This is a genomic window from Pseudomonas sp. Z2-11 (assembly GCF_054161305.1).
On sequence record NZ_CP096395.1, the window covers coordinates 1,638,248 to 1,660,191 of the forward strand.

Consider the following 21,944-nt stretch of genomic DNA (forward strand, 5'->3'; position numbering starts at 1 on the left):
CGCATGGTAGCACCGGCCTCGCGGGCCGCTCAAGAATGCCCCAAGGCGGCGCCGCTCGCGGTATGCTGCGCAGCATTATTGTTCAAGGAGCCCCTCCATGGCTGGAAGCAGTTTGCTGGTTTTGATCGACGACATCGCCACCGTGCTCGACGATGTGGCGCTGATGACCAAGATGGCCGCCAAGAAAACCGCCGGCGTGCTCGGCGACGACCTGGCGCTCAATGCCCAGCAAGTCTCTGGTGTGCGGGCCGAGCGGGAGCTGCCGGTGGTCTGGGCGGTGGCCAAGGGTTCCTTCATCAACAAGCTGATCCTGGTGCCGTCGGCGCTGGCAATCAGTGCCTTCGTGCCTTGGCTGGTGACACCCCTGTTGATGGTGGGCGGTGCCTACCTGTGTTTCGAGGGGTTCGAAAAACTCGCCCACAAGTTCCTTCACAGCAAGGCTGAAGACCAGGCCGGGCATGCGCAACTGGTGGAGGCGGTGGCCGACCCGGCGGTGGACCTGGTGGCCTTCGAAAAGGACAAGATCAAAGGCGCGGTTCGCACCGACTTCATTCTCTCGGCGGAAATCATCGCCATCACCCTTGGCACTGTCGCCGATGCGCCGCTGACCCAGCAGGTTATCGTGCTGTCGGGCATTGCGATTGTCATGACTGTCGGCGTGTACGGCCTGGTGGCGGGGATCGTCAAGCTCGATGACCTGGGCTTGTGGCTGACCCAAAAGCCTGGCCAGGCCGCCAAAAGCATCGGCGGCGCCATCCTGCGCGCCGCGCCCTACATGATGAAAAGCCTGTCGGTGATCGGTACGGCGGCGATGTTCCTGGTGGGCGGCGGCATCCTGACCCATGGCGTACCGGCGGTGCATCACTGGATCGAAGGCGTGGCGGCTGGTGCCGGCGGCGCCGGGTTCATCGTGCCGATGCTGCTCAATGCGGTGGCGGGAATTGTCGGGGGGGCTGCAGTGTTGGCGGGTGTGCTCGTCGTGGGCAAAATCTGGAAAGCGCTGAAAGGCTGAATCCGGCAACACAAAACAACTGTGGGAGCGAGCTTGCTCGCGATAGCGGTGTATCAGCCAATGCAAATGTAGCTGAACCGACGCCATCGCGAGCAAGCTCGCTCCCACAATGGGTTTTGCGGTGTCCGAAAGTTACTCGGCGATCTGCAACTTGCGCGACTCGGTGTACACGTACCGCACCTTCTCATACTCGAACGGCGAGTTCAGCTGCCCGTAGCGGAAGCTGGTCTGGTAGCGCCTGTCCACGCCGCGCAACAGCAGCAGTTCCGGGTGGTTGGAGCTGACCTCCGAGACGTTCAGGAAGTTGATCGCCGATTCCGCGGTGTAATCCACCAGCAGGCCCGAAGTGTCGCGCAGGTTCGAAGGACCGAAGATCGGCAGCACGAAATACGCGCCGCCGGGCACACCATAGAAACCCAGGGTCTGGCCGAAGTCCTCGCTCTGACGCGGCAGGCCCATGGCCGTGGCCGGGTCCCAGAGGCCGGCGATGCCTACGGTGGTATTGAGGAGCAGGCGCGCCGTGGTTTCCATCGAACGCTTGCCCTTCAATTGCAGCAGGCTGTTCATCAGGTTCGGGACGTCCCCCAGGTTGTTGAAGAAATTGCTGACGCCGGTGCGCACGAAGCTCGGGGTGACGTAGCGGTAGCCGTCGACAACAGGGAGGAAGACCCATTCGTCAAAGCGGTAGTTGAAGTGGTAGACGCGGCGGTTCCACGATTCCAGCGGGTCGTAGACGTTCAGGGCGTTGAGCGTCGAGCGTTCGAATTCGCGCTGATCCAGGCCGGGGTTGAACTTGAGTTTGGTCAGCGGCTCCTTGAAGCCGTCCGAATCCACCACCACGGGGGCATTGGCCTTGCTGTCATCGGCGTGGGCCATGCCCGCGCTCATTAACGCGGCGATAAGCAGGAGGTATTTAGCCACGGAAGAACTCCAGCATGGCGTCGCTGTTGACGCGGTAGTTAAGGTTGCCGCAATGGCCGCCCAGTGGATAAACGGTCAGGCGGTCGCCAAAAGTCTTGCGCAGAAAGCCGAGGTCGCCCGGGCCGAGAATCACATCGTCGGCGTTGTGCATCACCGCGATTTTCGTGCTGGCCTGCAGATAATCCTTCAACGCGTACAGACTCACCTGGTCAACCAGTTGCAGCAGGCTGCCGCCGTCGGTGCGCGCGCGCCACATCGGGATCACCTGCTCGGTGAGGTAGCAGTCGAAATCGCATTGCAGCGCGCGCTTGAGGAACGGCGTCAGGCTGGTGCTTTCAGTGATCGGGAACTTCGGCGGGATGATCAGGCCGCGACGGTTGATCAGGTCTGAGGTAAAGGCGATGTCGGCCGCCGAGAAACGGAACGAGGTGCCGATCAGCATCGCCATTTGCTCGTTGCTCAAGTGTTGCTTGGACTGCTGGAAGTCATAGAGCAGGGCATCGTTGAGGTCGATGTAGCCTTTCTGCTGGAAGTAGCGGGTCAGTTTGTTCAGTACCAGTTCATAGAATGTCGTGGTGCTGTTGATGCCCTTGACCTCGGTCTGGACCAGCTTGTCCAGGTTGGTGATTGAGGTGTAGAGGTTCACTGGCGGGTTCAGCAACAAGACTTTCTTGAAGTTGAAACTGCGCCGGGTCTCGTCCAGGTGCGCAACGAAGGCCGCGTCCAGGGCGCCGAGGCTGTAGCCGGTCAGGTAGTACTCGGTGACGGGCACTTTCGGATTTTGCGCGCGCACGGCCTGCATCACGCGATACATGTCTTCGGCGTCTTCCTTGGTGATGCCCGGTGTGGCGAAGCGCGAAGCGGCACTCATGAAGTCGAAACTGGTGGGCGATGATAGCTGCACCACGTGGTAGCCGGCCTTGTAGTAGAGGCGCTTCAAATACTCGTTGAGTGTGCTGTCATACCGCGCGCCGGTGCCGGCGATCAGGAAGATCAGCGGCGCGGGTTTGTCTTGGGTGGCCATGCGGTAGGTGAGGCTTTTCACCGGCCAGAAATTGTCCGGCAGGATGAATTCGCGCTCCGGACGCAGGGTCAGGCTCTGGTCCGACTGGTTGATGTCCTCATTCAGCGGCAGCTCCGGGCGCAGGTCCGGCGGCGTGGTGGCGATGGTCGCCTCGAACGGGTTGGTCAAGGGGTAGCCATAGCTGGCGGCGTCGACATCCACCGCCAGCGCGGACGCACTCAGGATAAGGCCGCCGGCGAGGGCAGCGAAGCGCAAGGAACGGAGCATGTCTGGATCCCTTAGAGGAAGGTGCCGAATGAAGTTCGCAGCCTATGACCACCGAAGTGAAGCCAAGTGCCATGACGGCTGCAAAACAAGCGCGGACGGGTCGCGATAGTAGCGGGACGATACACGTTGAGGCGTGGTGACCGCTAGTGACCTGGCGGCTCGCCTGGTTCAGGCATGCAAGATTTGATCGAAATCCGCGGTCTGAAACGCCCGGAATGGCTTGCTGGCTTTCTGATGTCGTTTCTCGCTGCCTCAGGGTCGCAGACAGAGCAGGTTCCAGATCGGCGCAGGTTGATGATCAGCCTGTCAGTACTCCACTGGCGTTCGAACCGGTTTGCAGGTGAGCGTGATGGGGGCGCTGTGCACCATAACAATACGTTGACGCTGCTCGGCATCCGTCGGGCGCAGCACTTTCGGGGAAGTAACGATGAAGATGCGACGACTCTTGGGCGCAGGTGCCGCACTGGTACTGGCGATCAGCTCCACCCTGGCCAGCGCCGAAACCAAAACCCTGAGCATTGGTTATGTCGACGGCTGGTCCGACAGCGTCGCGACCACCCATGTGGCGGCCGAAGTGATCAAGCAGAAACTCGGTTATGACGTGAAGCTGCAAGCGGTGGCGACCGGGATCATGTGGCAGGGCGTGGCCACCGGCAAGCTCGATGCAATGCTTTCGGCCTGGCTGCCGGTGACTCACGGTGACTACTGGACGAAAAACAAGGACAACGTGGTCGACTACGGCCCGAACTTCAAGGACGCCAAGATCGGCCTGATCGTGCCGGAGTACGTCAAGGCCAAGTCGCTGGAAGACCTCAAGACCGACGATTCCTTCAAGAAACGCATCGTCGGCATCGACGCCGGTTCAGGCGTGATGCTCAAGACCGAACAGGCGATCAAGGACTACGACCTGACCGGTTATCAACTCAAGGCCAGTTCCGGCGCCGGCATGATCGCCGAGCTGACCCGTGCCGAGAAGAAACAAGAGTCCATCGCCGTCACCGGTTGGGTGCCGCACTGGATGTTCGCCAAGTGGAAACTGCGCTTCCTGGAAGATCCGAAGGGTGTCTACGGCGCGGCTGAAACCGTAAACAGCATCGGCAGCAAAGGCCTGGAAGCCAAGGCGCCGGAAGTGGTCGCGTTCCTGAAGAAGTTCCAGTGGGCCTCGAAAGACGAAATCGGTGAAGTCATGCTGGCGATCCAGGAAGGCGCCAAGCCGGACGCCGCCGCCAAGGATTGGGTTGCCAAGCACCCGGACCGCGTGAAGGAGTGGACCGGCAAGTAATCGGCCTGGTCTGACTGTTCCGAAAAACCGCATGAGTTGTTCATGCGGTTTTTTTGTGCCCGTGATTCTTGAATTTGACGCACCCCTGTGGGAGCGAGCCTGCTCGCGAAGCGATCTGCCAGCTGACCTTGCATTTGACCCGCAAGCAGCTTTCGCGAGCAGGCTCGCTCCCACAGAGGGCACGGGCAATTGCGAAAATATCCGGGAAACTGGCAAAACCGTCATGTCGTTCTAATACTAAGGTCGTCTGGAACCTGGCCTTGAGCCGCATAGAGTAGGGTCGTTCCAACTTAAATCTGTGCTGCGAGGATAAAAACAATGAACGACAGCATTTACCTCTCGATACAAAACAGCCCGCGCTTCAAGGAGCTGGTGAGTAAAAGGGAAAAGTTCGCCTGGATTCTCTCGGCGATCATGCTAGGGCTTTACTCGGGATTCATCCTGCTGATTGCCTACGGGCCGCACATTCTCGGGGCCAAGATATCCCCGGAGTCCACCATCACCTGGGGCATTCCCATCGGGATCGGCCTGATTCTCTCGGCTTTCGTGCTGACCGGCATTTACGTACGACGCGCCAATGGCGAGTTCGACGACCTGAACAATGCGATTCTCAAGGAGGCTCAGCAATGATCCGGCGTCTACTGGCTCTTTTGAGCATCGCTGCGTTCGCACCGAGCGTCTGGGCGGCTGATGCCGTGGCGGGGGCTGTGCAGAAACAGCCCCTCAACGTCGCGGCTATCCTGATGTTCGTGGCCTTCGTCGGCGCGACTCTGTACATCACCTACTGGGCATCCAAGAAAAACAACTCGGCGGCCGACTACTATGCGGCCGGCGGCAAGATCACCGGCTTCCAGAATGGCCTGGCGATTGCCGGCGACTACATGTCGGCGGCGTCCTTCCTGGGTATTTCCGCGCTGGTGTTCACGTCCGGTTATGACGGCCTGATCTACTCCATCGGCTTCCTGGTGGGCTGGCCGATCATTCTGTTCCTGATCGCCGAGCGTCTGCGCAACCTGGGTAAATACACCTTTGCCGACGTGGCGTCCTATCGCCTCGGGCAAACCCAGATCCGCAGCCTGTCGGCTTGCGGTTCGCTGGTGGTGGTGGCGTTCTACCTGATCGCGCAAATGGTCGGTGCCGGCAAGCTGATCCAGCTGCTGTTCGGCCTGGACTACCACGTTGCGGTGATCCTGGTCGGTATCCTGATGTGCCTCTACGTGCTGTTCGGCGGCATGCTGGCCACCACCTGGGTACAGATCATCAAGGCCGTGTTGTTGCTGTCGGGTGCTTCGTTCATGGCGCTGATGGTGATGAAGCACGTCAACTTCGACTTCAACATGCTGTTTGCCGAAGCGGTCAAGGTTCACCCTAAGGGTGAAGCGATCATGAGCCCTGGCGGCCTGGTGAAGGACCCGATCTCGGCCTTCTCCCTTGGCCTGGCGCTGATGTTTGGTACCGCTGGCCTGCCACATATCCTGATGCGCTTCTTCACCGTGAGCGACGCCAAGGAAGCTCGCAAGAGCGTGCTGTATGCCACCGGCTTCATCGGCTACTTCTACATCCTGACCTTCATCATCGGCTTCGGCGCGATCCTGCTGGTCAGCACCAACCCGGCCTTCAAGGACGCGGCAGGTGCCTTGCTGGGCGGCAACAACATGGCGGCGGTGCATCTGTCCAACGCGGTTGGCGGCAGCATCTTCCTGGGCTTCATCTCGGCGGTGGCGTTCGCGACCATCCTGGCGGTGGTAGCGGGGCTGACCCTGGCCGGTGCCTCGGCGGTGTCCCATGACCTGTATGCCAGCGTGATCAAGAAAGGCAAGGCCAACGAGAAGGATGAGATTCGGGTTTCGAAAATCACCACTATCTGTCTGGCGGTGCTAGCGATCGGCCTGGGTATCCTGTTCGAGAAGCAGAACATCGCGTTCATGGTGGGCCTGGCGTTCTCCATCGCGGCGAGCTGCAACTTCCCGGTACTGCTGCTTTCGATGTACTGGAAGAAACTGACCACCCGTGGCGCGATGATCGGCGGCTGGCTGGGCCTGGTCAGTGCCGTGGGCCTGATGGTCCTCGGCCCGACCATCTGGGTGCAGATCATGGGTCACGAGAAGGCGATCTTCCCGTACGAATACCCAGCGCTGTTCTCGATGGCCATTGCGTTCGTCGGCATCTGGTTCTTCTCCATCACCGACAAGTCGGCTGAAGGTGCAAACGAGCGGGCGCTGTTCTTCCCGCAATTCGTGCGTTCGCAGACTGGCCTGGGGGCGAGTGGGGCAGTGAATCACTGAGGCAGCGGCAAGTTGAAAGCTTCAAGTTGAAGCGTAGTGTTTGATGCAATACCCCGGTCGAGAGGCCGGGGTATTTTTTTTGTGTGGGATTTATGAGCGCAGGCCTGCCGCTATCGCGAGCAAGCTCGCTCCCACAGGGGATCTCCAGTGAACACAAGCCTGGGGTTCACAACAGGCCAACTGTGGGAGCGAGCTTGCTCGCGATAGCGTCGGGTCTGCCAATGCGGCTTCCGCATCAGATAAAAAGAGGCATAAACAAAACAGCCCCCGCTCTTATATAAGAAGCGGGGGCTGTTTCGGTGCAGCTTGGGATCTATTGCAAGGCAAGCCTTACTTGCGGTCTTCCAGCTTGGTGATGTCACGCGACTCGTAGCCGGTGTACAGCTGGCGAGGGCGGCCGATCTTGTACGGGCTGGAGAGCATTTCCTTCCAGTGGGAGATCCAGCCGACGGTCCGCGCCAGGGCGAAGATCACGGTGAACATGCTGGTCGGAATGCCGATCGCCTTGAGGATGATCCCCGAGTAGAAGTCGACGTTCGGGTACAGCGAGCGCTCGATGAAGTACGGGTCGGTCAGGGCGATCTCTTCCAGGCGCATGGCCAGTTCGAGTTGCGGATCGTTCTTGATCCCCAGTTCCTTGAGCACTTCGTCGCAGGTCTGCTTCATGACGGTGGCGCGCGGGTCGCGGTTCTTGTAGACCCGGTGGCCGAAGCCCATCAGCTTGAACGGATCGTTCTTGTCCTTGGCCTTGGCGATGAACTTGTCGATGTTCGAGACATCGCCGATTTCATCGAGCATGGTCAGTACCGCTTCGTTCGCGCCGCCGTGGGCAGGGCCCCAGAGCGCGGCGATACCGGCGGCGATACAGGCGAACGGGTTGGCACCCGACGAGCCGGCCAGGCGCACGGTGGACGTGGAGGCGTTCTGCTCGTGATCGGCATGGAGGATGAAGATGCGGTCCATGGCCTTGGCGAGCACCGGGCTGATCGGTTTGATCTCGCACGGGGTGTTGAACATCATATGCAGGAAGTTCTCTGCATAGGTCAGGTCATTGCGCGGGTACATCATGGGCTGGCCCATGGAGTACTTGTAGACCATGGCTGCCAGGGTCGGCATCTTCGCCACCAGGCGGATCGCGGAGATTTCGCGATGCTGGGGGTTATTGATGTCCAGGGAGTCGTGGTAGAAGGCCGAAAGGGCGCCGACAACACCGCACATGACGGCCATCGGGTGGGCATCGCGACGGAAGCCGTTGAAGAAGGTCTTCAACTGCTCGTGAACCATGGTGTGGTTCTTCACGGTGCTGACGAACTGGGCCTTTTGCTCTGCGGTTGGCAGCTCGCCGTTGAGCAGCAGGTAGCAGGTTTCCAGGTAGTCCGATTTTTCAGCCAGTTGCTCGATCGGGTAGCCGCGGTGCAGCAGGATGCCGTTGTCGCCGTCGATATAGGTGATTTTCGACTCGCACGAGGCGGTCGACATGAAACCTGGGTCAAAGGTGAAACGGCCCGTGGCCGTCAGGCCCCGTACGTCGATTACATCGGGACCAACGGTGCCGGTTAAAATGGGCAGCTCGACGGGGGCTGCGCCCTCGATGATCAACTGCGCTTTTTTGTCAGCCATGTGGCCTCCTATTAATGCTTGGAATCATCAGACAGACCCCCCACGCAGGGCCCGCACCACTATAGTGAGATAAATCCGAATGTCAATTTGCCTAAAGTCTTGCTCCAGAAGGCTTTAACCGGACTTTTTCCGCGAAATTGCCTGCCGTTTACGCCTTTTGCCCTGCATGTGCAATGCGCTATTAGGGGAAGGTGAACGCGTTGTCATTAGTAGCCTAACTGTCTATACTCGGCCACCGACCGCCAGGGGCTTTTGGGCCTGCTTTCTTGGGGGTCGTCACTCCCTGGGTGGTGAGTACCTGACCAGTGCGCGCCCCAACAACTTTGCCCTGATTGTTAGGGGCTCTTCAGTGTGAAAAAAAAGCCGTGAAAAGCCAACGACCTGTAAACCTAGACCTAAGGACCATCAAACTCCCAGTCACTGCTTACACGTCCATTCTTCACCGTATTTCCGGTGTCATCCTCTTCGTCAGCCTGGCCATCATGCTTTATGCATTGGACAAGTCGCTCGATTCGGAAGAAGGCTTCGGTCAGGTGAAAGCGTGTCTGACCAGTCCGCTAGCCAAGCTAGTGATTTGGGGCATCCTGTCCGCCTTGCTGTATCACCTGGTAGCCGGCGTGCGCCACTTGATCATGGACATGGGCATCGGTGAGACGCTGGAAGGCGGCAAGCTGGGCTCGAAAATCATTATCGCCGTGTCTGCGGTGCTGATCGTTCTGGCAGGAGTCTGGATATGGTAACCAACGTCACGAACCTTTCGCGTTCGGGCCTCTATGACTGGATGGCGCAGCGTGTCTCTGCGGTCGTTCTCGCGGCTTATTTCATCTTCCTGATCGGATATGTGGTAGCCAACCCCGGCCTGGGCTATGCCCAATGGCACGAACTGTTTGCAAACAACTGGATGCGTATCTTCAGTCTGCTGGCACTCGTCGCACTCGGCGCTCACGCCTGGGTCGGCATGTGGACCATCGCGACCGACTACCTGACGCAGATGGCGTTCGGCAAGTCGGCGACTGCCGTACGTTTCCTCTTCCAGGCAGTATGCGGCGTTGCGATGTTCGCTTACTTCGTCTGGGGTGTGCAGATTCTCTGGGGTATCTGATTCATGGCTAACATTCCAACGATTTCTTTCGACGCCATCATCATTGGTGGTGGCGGTGCCGGCATGCGCGCAGCGCTGCAACTGGCACAGGGCGGTCACAAGACTGCCGTGATCACCAAGGTTTTCCCGACCCGTTCGCACACTGTTTCCGCCCAGGGTGGCATCACTTGCGCCATCGCTTCGGCCGACCCGAACGATGACTGGCGCTGGCACATGTACGATACCGTCAAGGGTTCCGACTACATCGGTGACCAGGACGCTATCGAATACATGTGTCAGGAAGGCCCGGCTGCTGTTTACGAGCTGGACCACATGGGCATGCCGTTCTCGCGTACCGAACAGGGCCGTATCTACCAGCGTCCGTTCGGCGGCCAGTCCAAGGACTACGGCAAGGGCGGCCAGGCTGCACGCACTTGCGCTGCGTCCGACCGTACCGGTCACGCACTGCTGCACACCCTTTATCAGGGCAACCTGAAAGCCGGTACCGTGTTTCTGAACGAGTACTACGCTGTCGACCTGGTGAAGAACCAGGACGGCGCCTTCGTCGGCGTGATCGCGATCTGCATCGAAACCGGCGAAACCACCTACATCCGCGCCAAGGCCACCGTGCTGGCGACCGGCGGTGCGGGCCGTATCTACGCGTCCACCACCAACGCCCTGATCAACACCGGTGACGGCGTCGGCATGGCCCTGCGTGCCGGCGTGCCGGTGCAGGACATCGAAATGTGGCAGTTCCACCCGACCGGCATCGCCGGCGCTGGTGTACTGGTCACCGAAGGCTGCCGTGGTGAAGGCGGTTACCTGATCAACAAGCACGGCGAGCGTTTCATGGAGCGTTATGCTCCGAACGCCAAGGACCTTGCCGGTCGTGACGTCGTGGCTCGTTCGATGGTTAAAGAGATCATTGCCGGTAACGGCTGTGGCCCGAACGGCGACCACGTGATGCTCAAGCTCGACCACCTCGGCGAAGAAGTGCTGCACAGCCGCTTGCCAGGTATCTGCGAACTGTCCAAGACCTTCGCTCACGTCGATCCAGTCGTTGCGCCGGTTCCAGTGGTTCCAACCTGCCACTATATGATGGGCGGCGTTGCCACCAACATTCATGGCCAGGCAATCACCCAGAACGCCGAAGGCGTGGACGCAATCATCCCTGGCCTGTTCGCAGTGGGTGAAGTGGCGTGCGTATCGGTGCACGGTGCCAACCGCCTGGGCGGCAACTCGCTGCTCGACCTGGTGGTATTCGGCCGCGCTGCCGGTCTGCACCTGGAAAAAGCGCTGACCGACGGTATCGAATACCGCGACGCCAGCGACACCGACATCGACGTGGCCCTCAAGCGTCTGGCCGGTCTCAACGAGCGTACCGAAGGCGAAGACGTCGCCACCCTGCGTCGCGAGCTGCAAAGCTGCATGCAGAACTACTTCGGTGTGTTCCGTACCGGCGAATACATGCAGAAGGGTATTGCCCAGCTGGCGCAATTGCGTGAACGAATCGCCAACGTGAAGATCAACGATAAGTCGCAGGCGTTCAACACTGCCCGTATCGAAGCGCTGGAACTGCAGAACCTGCTGGAAGTGGCCGAAGCCACCGCCATCGCGGCTGAAGTGCGTAAAGAGTCCCGTGGTGCCCATGCCCGCGAAGACTTCGAAGACCGTGACGACGAAAACTGGCTGTGCCACACCTTGTACTTCCCGGGTGAAAAACGCGTCGCCAAGCGTGCCGTGAACTTCTCGCCGAAGACTGTTCCGACTTTCGAACCTAAAGTCCGGACTTATTAAGGGTGACCGCTATGTTGCAAGTCAGTGTGTATCGCTACAACCCTGATCAGGACGCCGCGCCGTTCATGCAGGACTTCCAGGTCGATACCGGTGGTAAAGACCTGATGGTGCTGGACGTGCTGGCCTTGATCAAAGAGCAGGACGAAGGTTTTTCCTATCGTCGCTCGTGCCGCGAGGGCGTTTGCGGCTCCGACGGCATGAACATCAACGGCAAGAACGGCCTGGCCTGCATCACGCCGCTGTCGGCGGTGGTCAAGGGCAACAAGCTGATCGTTCGGCCGCTGCCAGGTCTGCCGGTCATCCGTGACCTGGTCGTCGATATGAGCATCTTCTACAAGCAATACGAGAAGGTGAAGCCATTCCTGCAGAACGACACGCCGGCTCCGGCCATCGAGCGTCTGCAGTCTCCTGAAGAGCGTGAAAAGCTCGACGGTCTGTACGAGTGCATTCTGTGCGCCTGCTGCTCGACCTCGTGCCCATCGTTCTGGTGGAACCCGGACAAATTCCTGGGCCCGGCCGCCCTGCTGCAAGCGTATCGCTTCCTGGCAGACAGCCGTGACACCAAGACGTCCGAGCGTCTGGCCGCACTGGATGACCCGTTCAGCGTATTCCGCTGCCGCGGGATCATGAACTGCGTCAACGTCTGCCCGAAAGGCCTGAACCCGACTAAGGCCATCGGTCACGTACGTAACATGCTGCTGCAAAACGGCGTGTGATTCAGCTGCTGTACCCGTAGAACCGCTGTACCCGTAAAGGCGAGGGCGTGGGCTTCAACCCACGTCCTGGCTATAACCAGAGCAGCCACTCACAAAGCGGCCGTTCTTATTTTGAAGAAATGAGACAAGCAGGGGCATCCGGGCTGGTACCCGGACTATCAGCGTGATCCTAAGTGGCTTGTTTTAGTCGCTGCACTCGGACTTCTGCAAGTTTGCTCGGTGTTTTCGCCGGTGGTGTTCCCCTAATCGAGGGTGACCAAGCATGCAAGAAAGCGTGATGCAGCGCATGTGGAACAGTGCCCACCTCTCCGGTGGTAACGCTGCCTATGTGGAAGAGCTCTACGAGCTCTACCTGCACGACCCTAACGCTGTGCCAGAAGAATGGCGCACCTACTTTCAGAAGTTGCCGGCTGACGGTAACTCTGCCACCGATGTTTCGCACTCGACGATTCGCGATCATTTCGTGCTGCTGGCAAAGAACCAGCGCCGCGCCCAACCGGTGTCTGCCGGCAGCGTGAGCTCCGAGCATGAGAAGAAGCAAGTTGAAGTACTGCGACTGATCCAGGCCTACCGGATGCGCGGCCACCAGGCAGCCCAGCTGGACCCGCTGGGGCTGTGGCAGCGTCCTGCACCTGCAGACCTGTCGATCACTCATTACGGCTTGACCAATGCCGATCTTGATACGACCTTCCGTGCCGGCGACCTGTTCATCGGCAAAGAGGAAGCGAGCCTACGCGAAATTCACGAAGCGTTGCAGCAGACATATTGCCGCACCATCGGCGCTGAATTCACGCACATCACCGATTCCGAGCAGCGCCAGTGGTTCCAGCAGCGTCTGGAAAGCGTTCGTGGCCGTCCGACTTACTCCGCCGACATCAAGAGCCACTTGCTCGAGCGCGTCACTGCCGGTGAAGGTCTGGAGAAATACCTGGGTACCAAATACCCGGGCACCAAGCGTTTCGGCCTGGAAGGCGGTGAAAGCCTGATTCCGATGCTCGACGAGCTGATCCAGCGTTCCGGCTCCTACGGTACCAAGGAAGTCGTCATCGGCATGGCCCACCGTGGTCGCCTGAACGTACTGGTCAACACCTTCGGCAAGAACCCGCGCGAGCTGTTCGACGAGTTCGAAGGCAAGAAGAAGGTCGAGCTGGGTTCCGGTGACGTGAAATACCACCAGGGCTTCTCGTCCAACGTGATGACCACCGGTGGCGAAGTCCACTTGGCCATGGCCTTCAACCCGTCCCACCTGGAAATCGTTTCCCCGGTGGTCGAGGGTTCGGTCCGTGCCCGCCAGGATCGTCGCAACGACCCGACCGGTGAAAAGGTCCTGCCGATTTCCATCCACGGTGACGCGGCATTCGCCGGTCAGGGCGTGGTCATGGAAACCTTCCAGATGTCGCAGACCCGCGGCTTCAAGACTGGCGGTACGGTTCACATCGTCATCAACAACCAGGTCGGTTTCACCATCAGCAACCCGCTGGACTCGCGTTCCACCGAGTACGCTACCGACGTCGCGAAAATGATCCAGGCGCCGATTCTCCATGTGAATGGTGATGACCCGGAAGCCGTGCTCTTCGTGACCCAGCTGGCCATCGACTACCGCATGCAGTACAAGCGCGACGTGGTGATCGACCTGGTCTGCTACCGTCGTCGCGGCCACAACGAGGCCGACGAGCCAAGCGGTACCCAGCCACTGATGTACCAGCAGATCGCCAAGCAGCGCACCACCCGCGAGCTGTACGCCGATCGCCTGACCCAGAGCGGCGTTCTGGATGCCGCGCGCATCCAGGAAAAAGTCGATGAATATCGCAACGCCCTGGACAACGGCCTGCACGTTGTAAAAAGCCTGGTCAAGGAACCGAACAAGGAACTGTTCGTGGACTGGCGTCCTTACCTGGGCCACGCCTGGACCGCGCGTCACGACACGCGCTTCGACCTCAAGACCTTGCAGGAACTGTCGGCCAAGCTGCTGGAAATCCCGGAAGGCTTCGTGGTCCAGCGCCAGGTCGCGAAGATCTACGAAGACCGCCAGAAGATGCAAGCCGGCGGCCTGCCGATCAACTGGGGTTACGCCGAAACCATGGCGTACGCGACCCTGGCGTTCGAAGGTCACCCGATTCGCATCACCGGCCAGGACGTAGGCCGCGGTACTTTCTCGCACCGCCACGCGGCGCTGCACAACCAGAAAGACGCCAGCACCTACATCCCGCTGCAACACCTGTACAAAGGCCAGCCACGTTTCGACCTGTACGATTCGCTGCTGTCCGAGGAAGCCGTCCTGGCGTTCGAATATGGCTATTCCACCACCGAGCCGAATGCGCTGGTGATCTGGGAAGCCCAGTTCGGCGACTTCGCCAACGGTGCCCAGGTGGTGGTCGACCAGTTCATCACCAGCGGCGAGCACAAGTGGGGTCGTCTCTGCGGCCTGACCATGCTGCTGCCACACGGTTATGAAGGGCAGGGGCCGGAGCACTCTTCGGCACGTCTGGAGCGTTACCTGCAATTGTGCGCCGAGCACAACGTCCAGGTTTGCGTACCGACGACCCCGGCGCAGATCTACCACCTGCTGCGTCGCCAGGTCATCCGTCCGCTGCGCAAGCCGCTGATCGTGCTGACGCCCAAGTCGCTGTTGCGCCACAAGCTGGCGATTTCCACGCTCGAAGACCTGGCCGAAGGCTCCTTCCAGACCGTTATCTCGGAAATCGATACCCTGGACGCGGCGAAGGTGACTCGCCTGATCCTGTGCAGCGGCAAGGTCTACTACGATCTGCTGGAAAAACGTCGTGCCGAAGGCCGCGAAGACATCGCCATCGTGCGTATCGAGCAGCTTTACCCGTTCCCGGAAGACGACCTGATGGAGGCTATCGCGCCTTACACCAACCTCACCCACGTGGTGTGGTGTCAGGAAGAACCGATGAACCAGGGCGCTTGGTACAGCAGCCAGCATCACCTGCGTCGCAGCATCGGCAACCATAACAAGGCCCTGGGCCTGGAGTACGCCGGTCGTGACGCTTCTGCCGCCCCTGCGTGTGGTTATGCGTCGATGCACGCCGAGCAGCAGGAAAAACTGCTGCAAGATGCCTTCACTGTTTAACGCCTTCGTGCTGACTGAAACCGAATTTTAAGGACCCACAGATAATGGCTATCGAAATCAAAGCCCCGTCATTCCCGGAATCGGTTGCCGATGGCACCGTTGCCACCTGGCACAAGAAACCAGGCGAGGCCGTCAAGCGTGACGACCTGATCGTCGACATCGAGACCGACAAGGTCGTGCTGGAAGTATTGGCCGAAGCCGACGGCGTGCTGGGCGCAATCATTGCCGAAGAGGGCGCCACCGTTCTGTCGAACCAGGTCCTGGGCTCGATCGAAGAGGGCGGCGCTGCCGCCGCCGCTCCAGCCGCTGCTGCTGCACCGGCTGCCGCTCAGGCCGCTGCTCCTGCTGCATCGGGCGAAGACGATCCAGTCGCTGCCCCTGCTGCTCGCAAGCTGGCTGAAGAGAACGGTATCAACATCGCTTCCGTTGCCGGCACCGGCAAGGGTGGTCGCGTGACCAAGGAAGACGTGGTTGCAGCTGTTGCCGCCAAGAAAGCCGCACCGGCCGCAGCACCAGCCAAGCCTGCCGCGCCTGCCGCTTCCGCACCAGTGTTCGCTGCCGGCGACCGCGTGGAAAAACGCGTACCGATGACCCGCCTGCGTGCCAAGGTTGCCGAGCGTCTGGTCGAAGCCCAGTCGAACATGGCGATGCTGACCACTTTCAACGAAGTCGACATGACCGAAGTCATGGCCCTGCGTTCGAAGTACAAGGATCTGTTCGAGAAGTCCCACAACGGCGTACGCCTGGGCTTCATGTCGTTCTTCGTCAAGGCTGCCACCGAAGCGCTGAAACGCTTCCCGGCCGTCAACGCGTCGATCGACGGTTCCGACATCGTCTATCACGGCTACGCCGATATCGGTGTCGCGGTCTCCAGCGACCGTGGCCTGGTGGTTCCGGTACTGCGCAACGCCGAACTGATGAGCCTGGCCGAAATCGAAGGCGGCATCGCCACCTTCGGCAAGAAGGCCCGTGACGGCAAGCTGTCCATCGAAGAGATGACCGGCGGTACGTTCACCATCACCAACGGTGGTACATTCGGTTCGATGATGTCGACCCCGATCGTCAACCCGCCACAAGCGGCTATCCTCGGCATGCACAACATTCTGCAGCGTCCGATGGCGATCAATGGTCAAGTCGTGATTCGTCCGATGATGTACCTGGCACTGTCCTACGATCACCGCCTGATCGACGGCAAAGAAGCCGTGACGTTCCTGGTAACCATCAAGAACCTGCTTGAAGATCCGGCTCGTCTGCTGCTGGATATCTGATTTTCGCCGCGAGGGCCGGTCTGTTGACCGGCCTCTTGCTGAAACAACCGGTTTCGTCCCTCGACGGTCACCACAAGTGACCGTCCGGTTTGATTCGAAAAGGAATGACTCATGACTCAGAAATTCGACGTGGTAGTGATTGGTGCGGGCCCTGGCGGCTACGTAGCGGCCATCAAGGCTGCGCAACTGGGCCTTACCACTGCCTGCATCGAGAAATACACCGACAAGGAAGGCAAGCAAGCCTTGGGCGGTACTTGCCTGAACGTCGGTTGCATTCCTTCCAAGGCGCTGCTGGACAGCTCCTGGAAATACAAGGAAGCGAAAGAAAGCTTCAACGTTCACGGTATCTCTACCGGTGAAGTGAAAATGGACGTCGCCGCGATGGTTGGCCGCAAGGCCGGCATCGTCAAGAACCTGACCAGCGGTGTTGCCACCCTGTTCAAGGCCAACGGCGTGACTTCCATCGAAGGCCACGGCAAGCTGCTGCTGGGCAAGAAAGTCGAAGTGACCAAGCCAGACGGCTCGGTTGAAGTGATCGAAGCCGAAAACGTCATCCTGGCGCCAGGCTCGCGTCCAATCGACATCCCGCCGGCTCCGGTCGACCAGAACGTCATCGTCGACTCCACCGGTGCCCTGGAATTCCAGACCGTGCCAAAACGCCTGGGCGTGATCGGCGCTGGCGTGATCGGCCTGGAACTGGGTTCGGTATGGTCGCGCCTGGGCGCTGAAGTGACCGTGCTCGAAGCCCTCGACACCTTCCTGATGGCCGCCGACACCGCGGTTTCCAAGGAAGCGCTGAAGACCCTGACCAAGCAAGGCCTGGACATCAAGCTGGGCGCTCGCGTGACCGGCTCCAAGGTCAACGGCGAAGAAGTCGTGGTCAACTACACCGACGCCAACGGCGAACAGACCATCACGTTCGACAAGCTGATCGTAGCGGTCGGCCGTCGTCCGGTGACCACTGACCTGCTGGCCGCCGATTGCGGCGTGGAAATCGACGAGCGCGGCTTCATCGCGGTCGATGACCATTGCGCAACCGCCGTACCGGGCGTCTTCGCCATCGGTGACGTGGTTCGCGGCATGATGCTGGCGCACAAGGCGTCCGAAGAAGGCATCATGGTTGTCGAACGCATCAAGGGCCACAAGGCCCAGATGAACTACGACCTGATCCCATCGGTTATCTACACCCACCCGGAAATCGCATGGGTTGGTAAAACCGAGCAGGCCTTGAAAGCCGAAGGCGTTGAAGTTAACGTCGGCACCTTCCCGTTCGCCGCCAGCGGCCGCGCCATGGCAGCCAACGACACCGGCGGTTTCGTGAAAGTCATCGCCGACGCCAAGACCGACCGCGTATTGGGCGTTCACGTCATTGGCCCAAGCGCTGCCGAGCTGGTACAGCAAGGCGCGATCGGTATGGAATTCGGCACCAGCGCTGAAGACCTGGGCATGATGGTCTTCTCCCATCCGACCCTGTCCGAAGCCTTGCACGAAGCGGCCCTGGCCGTGAATGGCGGCGCCATCCACGTGGCCAACCGCAAGAAGCGTTAACGGATAATAAGAAACCACGGCGGTGCGGCCCGTCGCGAGCCTTGCGTGCAAGACTCACCGCGGAATGTCCGCTGGACGCAGTCTTGCGTAGCGGCACCGGTTAACCGGAACGCTACGCAAGCAGCAGTCACAGGTGGTGCGGCACCACAACGGTGCAGCACCGAATGCGCAGTACCTAACGAAGACGGTAATAAGCATGAATCTTCACGAGTATCAGGGTAAGCAGCTGTTCGCTGAGTACGGCCTGCCAGTATCCACCGGTTACGCGGTAGACACCCCGGAAGCGGCAGCAGAAGCTTGCGACAAGATCGGCGGCAGCGAATGGGTTGTCAAAGCCCAGGTTCACGCCGGTGGTCGCGGTAAAGCGGGCGGCGTCAAGCTGGTTCGCAGCAAAGAAGACGCCAAAGCCTTCGCACAGCAGTGGCTGGGCAAGCGTCTGGTGACTTACCAGACTGACGCCAACGGTCAGCCAGTCACCAAGATCCTGGTTGAATCGTGCACTGATATCGCTAAAGAGCTGTACCTGGGCGCTGTCGTTGACCGTTCGAGCCGTCGTATCGTGTTCATGGCTTCCACCGAAGGTGGCGTGGACATCGAGAAAATCGCTCACGACACCCCTGAAAAAATCCTCAAGGCCACCATCGATCCACTGGTTGGCGCACAGCCATTCCAGGGTCGCGAGCTGGCTTTCCAGCTGGGCCTGGAAGGCAAGCAGGTTGCCCAGTTCGCCAAGATCTTCGTTGGCCTGGCCAAACTGTTCCAGGATCACGATCTGGCCCTGCTGGAAGTGAACCCGCTGGTGATCAAGGCCGACGGCGATCTGCACTGCCTCGATGCCAAGATCAACATCGACGCCAACGCCATGTACCGTCAGCCTAAGCTGAAGACTTTCCACGATCCGTCGCAGGACGATCCGCGCGAAGCGCACGCTGCCAAGTTCGAACTGAACTACGTAGCGCTGGAAGGCAACATCGGCTGCATGGTCAACGGTGCCGGCCTGGCCATGGGTACCATGGACATCGTCAACCTGCATGGCGGCAAGCCAGCCAACTTCCTCGACGTGGGCGGCGGTGCTACCAAGGAACGCGTTACCGAAGCGTTCAAGATCATCCTGTCCGACTCCAACGTCGCTGCAGTACTGGTCAACATCTTCGGCGGCATCGTTCGCTGCGACATGATTGCCGAAGGCATCATTGGCGCCGTGAAAGAAGTCGGCGTGAAAATCCCGGTTGTTGTGCGCCTTGAAGGCAACAACGCTGAACTGGGCGCTAAAGTACTGGCAGAAAGCGGTTTGAACATCATCGCTGCTACCAGCCTGACCGACGCTGCTCAACAAGTCGTCAAAGCTGCGGAGGGCAAATAATGAGCGTCCTGATCAACAAAGACACCAAGGTTATCTGCCAGGGCATTACCGGTTCGCAAGGTAGTTTCCACACCCAGCAAGCCATCGAATACGGCACCCAGATGGTCGGCGGTGTAACGCCGGGCAAAGGCGGCACCGAGCACCTGGGCCTGCCAGTGTTCAACACCGTGAAAGACGCTGTAGCTGCCACTGGCGCCACCGCCAGCGTGATCTACGTTCCAGCTCCTTTCTGCAAGGACTCCATCCTGGAAGCAGCATTCGGCGGCATCAAGCTGATCGTCTGCATCACCGAAGGCATTCCTACCCTGGACATGCTGGATGCCAAGGTCAAGTGCGACGAACTGGGTGTTACCCTGATCGGCCCTAACTGCCCAGGCGTGATCACTCCAGGCGAATGCAAGATCGGCATCATGCCAGGTCACATTCACTTGCCAGGCAAGGTCGGTATCGTTTCCCGTTCCGGCACCCTGACCTATGAAGCCGTGAAGCAGACCACTGACGCCGGTTTCGGTCAGTCCACTTGCGTCGGCATCGGCGGTGACCCGATCCCGGGCTCCAACTTCATCGACATCCTGAAGCTGTTCCAGGAAGACCCGAAGACCGAAGCGATCGTCATGATCGGTGAGATCGGCGGTTCCGCTGAAGAAGAAGCCGCTGCCTACATCAAGGCAAACGTGACCAAGCCGGTCGTTTCCTACATCGCTGGTGTGACTGCCCCTGCGGGCAAGCGCATGGGCCATGCGGGTGCAATCATCTCCGGCGGCAAAGGCACTGCGGACGAGAAGTTCGCTGCGCTGCAAGACGCAGGCGTGAAAACCGTGCGTTCGCTGGCAGACATCGGCAAGGCCCTGGCCGAGCTGACTGGCTGGGAAATGAAGAAGTAAGCTTCGGCTGACCCTTCGTTCCAGCAACAAAGGCCACCTTCGGGTGGCCTTTGTCGTTTCTGGTTCGCTCTTGTGGCGAGGGAGCTTGCTCCCGCTCGGCTGCGTAGCAGTCGTAAACTGGGCAGCGCATTTTGTCTGATAAATACAGGCGCCTGAATGAGGGCTGCTGCGCAGCCCAGCGGGAGCAAGCTCCCTCGCCACGGGGGGGCATTGCTGCGACTGGTGGAAAAATAGATACGTAAATGCGACACAGCAATGTCGTGTATCGGATAGTTCGCCCTGTAACAGTGCGTTTTTCACTTGAATTCGTTAGGCTAGCAGCCATTTTTGCGACCGCTGCCCACAAGGAAGCGACGCGCTAAACGGGTCGGTCTCATACGGATCGGCAGCATTTCCCTCACCCATAAGGGAAATCCCTCTCTAAATTCCGATTCAGTAGTGTGGTTTCCTTAATGAAAGTGTTGAAAGGCCAGGACATCCTGGCGCTTGGTTTCATGACATTTGCCCTGTTCGTCGGGGCCGGCAACATCATCTTCCCGCCTATCGTCGGTTTGCAGTCCGGGCCTCATGTCTGGATGGCGGCGCTGGGCTTTCTCATCACGGCGGTCGGGCTGCCGGTGATCACGGTCGTTGCGCTGGCCAAGGTCGGTGGCGCGATGGACGCCTTGAGCAGCCCCATCGGCAAGATCGCCGGTGGTTTGCTGGCAGCGGTGTGCTACCTGGCGGTCGGCCCGCTGTTCGCCACCCCGCGAACGGCCACCGTATCGTTCGAAGTCGGCCTGGCACCGCTGACCGGCGAGAGCCCGTTGGCGTTGTTCCTGTACAGCGCGGTGTACTTCCTGGTGGTGTTCTTCATCTCGCTTTATCCGGGCCGTTTGCTGGACACCGTCGGGCGCTTTCTCGCGCCGCTGAAAATCATCGCCCTGGCAGTGCTGGGCATCGCCGCGTTTGCCCTGCCGGCGGGCGACATCGGCGTGGCGACTCCCGAATACGTGGCGGCGCCGTTTTCCCAAGGCTTCATCAATGGCTACCTGACCATGGATACCCTCGGTGCCTTGGTGTTCGGCATCGTCATCGTCAACGCCATCCGTTCCCGGGGCGTCGAGTCTCCGGCCTTGATCACCCGCTACGCCATCATCGCCGGGCTTATCGCCGGGGTGGGGCTGGCGCTGGTCTATGTCAGCCTGTTCCGCCTGGGTTCGGGCAGCCATGAAGTTGCCGCGGGCGCGACCAACGGCGCGGCCGTCCTGCATGCCTACGTGCAACATACCTTCGGCAGCCTGGGCAGCGGTTTCCTCGCGGTGCTGATCTCCCTGGCGTGCCTGGTGACGGCGGTTGGCCTGACCTGCGCCTGCGCCGAGTACTTCAGCCGTGTCCTGCCGCTGTCCTACAAGACGCTGGTGATCATTCTGGCGGCGTTTTCGCTGCTGGTGTCCAACCTCGGGCTGACCAAGCTGATCGCTTTCTCGATTCCGGTCCTGACCGCGATCTATCCACCTTGCATCGCATTGGTCGCCCTGAGCTTCTGCAAGGACTTCTGGCATGAGCAGGGGCGCATCGTCGGCCCGGTCATGCTGGTGTCGTTCCTGTTCGGCTTGATCGACGCCCTCAAGGGCGCCGGGCTGGCGGATTGGCTGCCGACGCAGTTGGCCCACCTGCCGTTGAGCGACCAGGGCCTGGCCTGGCTGGTGCCTTCGGTCATGACCCTGGTGGTCGCGGTGGTCTGCGATCGACTGCTGGGCAAGCGCAGCGAAGCGTTGGCGTAAGCGGCTTCCAGCAGGC

At 60.0% G+C, this 21,944-nt stretch carries 17 protein-coding genes; 14 read left to right on the plus strand and 3 right to left on the minus strand.

Annotated elements, in window-relative coordinates; genetic code table 11:
- Positions 1-97: 97 nt before the first annotated feature.
- On the plus strand, positions 98-1,012 hold the full coding sequence (locus M1E16_RS07360; protein ID WP_458129547.1) for a DUF808 domain-containing protein: 915 nt from the start codon (positions 98-100) through the stop codon (positions 1,010-1,012).
- Between the two features lie 132 nt (positions 1,013-1,144).
- Here the strand turns inward: M1E16_RS07360 and M1E16_RS07365 are convergent, their stop codons facing one another.
- Both M1E16_RS07365 and M1E16_RS07370 read right to left on the minus strand, forming a co-directional pair.
- Positions 1,145-1,933 carry an MlaA family lipoprotein gene (locus tag M1E16_RS07365; RefSeq protein ID WP_434569412.1) on the minus strand — a complete coding sequence of 263 codons (789 nt, stop codon included), beginning with the start codon at positions 1,931-1,933 and terminating at the stop codon, positions 1,145-1,147.
- Positions 1,926-3,224, minus strand: coding sequence for an alpha/beta fold hydrolase (locus M1E16_RS07370; protein ID WP_434625282.1), 1,299 nt, complete (start codon positions 3,222-3,224; stop codon positions 1,926-1,928). Before M1E16_RS07370 ends, M1E16_RS07365 begins: the two co-directional genes overlap by 8 nt.
- Positions 3,225-3,651: 427 nt before the next feature.
- Between M1E16_RS07370 and M1E16_RS07375 the strand changes: the two genes are divergently transcribed.
- From M1E16_RS07375 to M1E16_RS07385, 3 genes are all read left to right on the plus strand, one after another.
- The gene (locus M1E16_RS07375) at positions 3,652-4,506 is read left to right on the plus strand and encodes a glycine betaine ABC transporter substrate-binding protein (protein ID WP_458129548.1); all 855 of its coding nucleotides are present in this window, start codon (positions 3,652-3,654) and stop codon (positions 4,504-4,506) included.
- A 318-nt stretch (positions 4,507-4,824) separates the two neighbouring features.
- On the plus strand, positions 4,825-5,136 hold the full coding sequence (locus tag M1E16_RS07380) for a DUF485 domain-containing protein (RefSeq protein ID WP_434603183.1): 312 nt from the start codon (positions 4,825-4,827) through the stop codon (positions 5,134-5,136).
- Positions 5,133-6,791, plus strand: coding sequence for a cation acetate symporter (locus M1E16_RS07385; RefSeq protein ID WP_434569409.1), 1,659 nt, complete (start codon positions 5,133-5,135; stop codon positions 6,789-6,791). Before M1E16_RS07380 ends, M1E16_RS07385 begins: the two co-directional genes overlap by 4 nt.
- A gap of 330 nt (positions 6,792-7,121) precedes the next feature.
- On the opposite strand, the gene gltA is transcribed toward M1E16_RS07385, so the two are convergent.
- Positions 7,122-8,411 (minus strand): citrate synthase, encoded by a 1,290-nt coding sequence (gene gltA, locus M1E16_RS07390; RefSeq protein WP_003172803.1) that lies wholly within the window; start codon positions 8,409-8,411, stop codon positions 7,122-7,124.
- A 365-nt stretch (positions 8,412-8,776) separates the two neighbouring features.
- Between gltA and sdhC the strand changes: the two genes are divergently transcribed.
- The 10 genes from sdhC (at position 8,777) to brnQ (ending at position 21,928) form a co-directional block, all read left to right on the plus strand.
- The gene (sdhC, locus tag M1E16_RS07395; protein WP_003179220.1) at positions 8,777-9,151 is read left to right on the plus strand and encodes a succinate dehydrogenase, cytochrome b556 subunit; all 375 of its coding nucleotides are present in this window, start codon (positions 8,777-8,779) and stop codon (positions 9,149-9,151) included.
- The gene (sdhD, locus tag M1E16_RS07400) at positions 9,145-9,513 is read left to right on the plus strand and encodes a succinate dehydrogenase, hydrophobic membrane anchor protein (protein ID WP_003179222.1); all 369 of its coding nucleotides are present in this window, start codon (positions 9,145-9,147) and stop codon (positions 9,511-9,513) included. Before sdhC ends, sdhD begins: the two co-directional genes overlap by 7 nt.
- 3 nt (positions 9,514-9,516) lie before the next feature.
- Positions 9,517-11,289: a succinate dehydrogenase flavoprotein subunit gene (sdhA, locus tag M1E16_RS07405; protein ID WP_458129549.1), complete on the plus strand. Its 1,773-nt coding sequence runs from the start codon at positions 9,517-9,519 to the stop codon at positions 11,287-11,289.
- An 11-nt stretch (positions 11,290-11,300) separates the two neighbouring features.
- Positions 11,301-12,005, plus strand: a complete 705-nt coding sequence (locus tag M1E16_RS07410; RefSeq protein ID WP_039594133.1) for a succinate dehydrogenase iron-sulfur subunit — start codon at positions 11,301-11,303, stop codon at positions 12,003-12,005.
- 262 nt (positions 12,006-12,267) lie between these two features.
- A complete protein-coding gene (locus M1E16_RS07415) occupies positions 12,268-15,099 on the plus strand; it encodes a 2-oxoglutarate dehydrogenase E1 component (protein WP_434625240.1) in 2,832 nt (943 codons plus the stop codon).
- A gap of 44 nt (positions 15,100-15,143) precedes the next feature.
- Complete coding sequence (gene odhB, locus M1E16_RS07420; RefSeq protein WP_305496107.1) at positions 15,144-16,367, plus strand: 2-oxoglutarate dehydrogenase complex dihydrolipoyllysine-residue succinyltransferase; 1,224 nt, start codon at positions 15,144-15,146, stop codon at positions 16,365-16,367.
- Positions 16,368-16,478: 111 nt separating this feature from the next.
- Positions 16,479-17,915, plus strand: a complete 1,437-nt coding sequence (gene lpdA, locus M1E16_RS07425; protein WP_434569407.1) for a dihydrolipoyl dehydrogenase — start codon at positions 16,479-16,481, stop codon at positions 17,913-17,915.
- 196 nt (positions 17,916-18,111) lie between these two features.
- On the plus strand, positions 18,112-19,278 hold the full coding sequence (gene sucC / locus M1E16_RS07430; protein WP_305496105.1) for an ADP-forming succinate--CoA ligase subunit beta: 1,167 nt from the start codon (positions 18,112-18,114) through the stop codon (positions 19,276-19,278).
- The gene (sucD, locus tag M1E16_RS07435; RefSeq protein WP_305496104.1) at positions 19,278-20,162 is read left to right on the plus strand and encodes a succinate--CoA ligase subunit alpha; all 885 of its coding nucleotides are present in this window, start codon (positions 19,278-19,280) and stop codon (positions 20,160-20,162) included. The genes sucC and sucD overlap by 1 nt, the downstream gene beginning before the upstream one ends.
- Positions 20,163-20,614: 452 nt before the next feature.
- A complete protein-coding gene (gene brnQ, locus M1E16_RS07440) occupies positions 20,615-21,928 on the plus strand; it encodes a branched-chain amino acid transport system II carrier protein (protein WP_305496103.1) in 1,314 nt (437 codons plus the stop codon).
- Positions 21,929-21,944 lie beyond the last annotated feature (16 nt).

Bases quoted from the DNA above. Each gene is read 5' to 3' on its own strand.
- M1E16_RS07360 (WP_458129547.1), top strand. From the start codon at position 98: ATGGCTGGAAGCAGTTTGCTGGTTTTGATCGACGACATCGCCACCGTG.
- M1E16_RS07370 (WP_434625282.1), bottom strand. From the start codon at position 3,224: ATGCTCCGTTCCTTGCGCTTCGCTGCCCTCGCCGGCGGCCTTATCCTG.
- M1E16_RS07375 (WP_458129548.1), top strand. From the start codon at position 3,652: ATGAAGATGCGACGACTCTTGGGCGCAGGTGCCGCACTGGTACTGGCG.
- M1E16_RS07380 (WP_434603183.1), top strand. From the start codon at position 4,825: ATGAACGACAGCATTTACCTCTCGATACAAAACAGCCCGCGCTTCAAG.
- M1E16_RS07385 (WP_434569409.1), top strand. From the start codon at position 5,133: ATGATCCGGCGTCTACTGGCTCTTTTGAGCATCGCTGCGTTCGCACCG.
- gltA (WP_003172803.1), bottom strand. From the start codon at position 8,411: ATGGCTGACAAAAAAGCGCAGTTGATCATCGAGGGCGCAGCCCCCGTC.
- sdhD (WP_003179222.1), top strand. From the start codon at position 9,145: ATGGTAACCAACGTCACGAACCTTTCGCGTTCGGGCCTCTATGACTGG.
- sdhA (WP_458129549.1), top strand. From the start codon at position 9,517: ATGGCTAACATTCCAACGATTTCTTTCGACGCCATCATCATTGGTGGT.
- M1E16_RS07410 (WP_039594133.1), top strand. From the start codon at position 11,301: ATGTTGCAAGTCAGTGTGTATCGCTACAACCCTGATCAGGACGCCGCG.
- M1E16_RS07415 (WP_434625240.1), top strand. From the start codon at position 12,268: ATGCAAGAAAGCGTGATGCAGCGCATGTGGAACAGTGCCCACCTCTCC.
- odhB (WP_305496107.1), top strand. From the start codon at position 15,144: ATGGCTATCGAAATCAAAGCCCCGTCATTCCCGGAATCGGTTGCCGAT.
- lpdA (WP_434569407.1), top strand. From the start codon at position 16,479: ATGACTCAGAAATTCGACGTGGTAGTGATTGGTGCGGGCCCTGGCGGC.
- sucC (WP_305496105.1), top strand. From the start codon at position 18,112: ATGAATCTTCACGAGTATCAGGGTAAGCAGCTGTTCGCTGAGTACGGC.
- sucD (WP_305496104.1), top strand. From the start codon at position 19,278: ATGAGCGTCCTGATCAACAAAGACACCAAGGTTATCTGCCAGGGCATT.
- brnQ (WP_305496103.1), top strand. From the start codon at position 20,615: ATGAAAGTGTTGAAAGGCCAGGACATCCTGGCGCTTGGTTTCATGACA.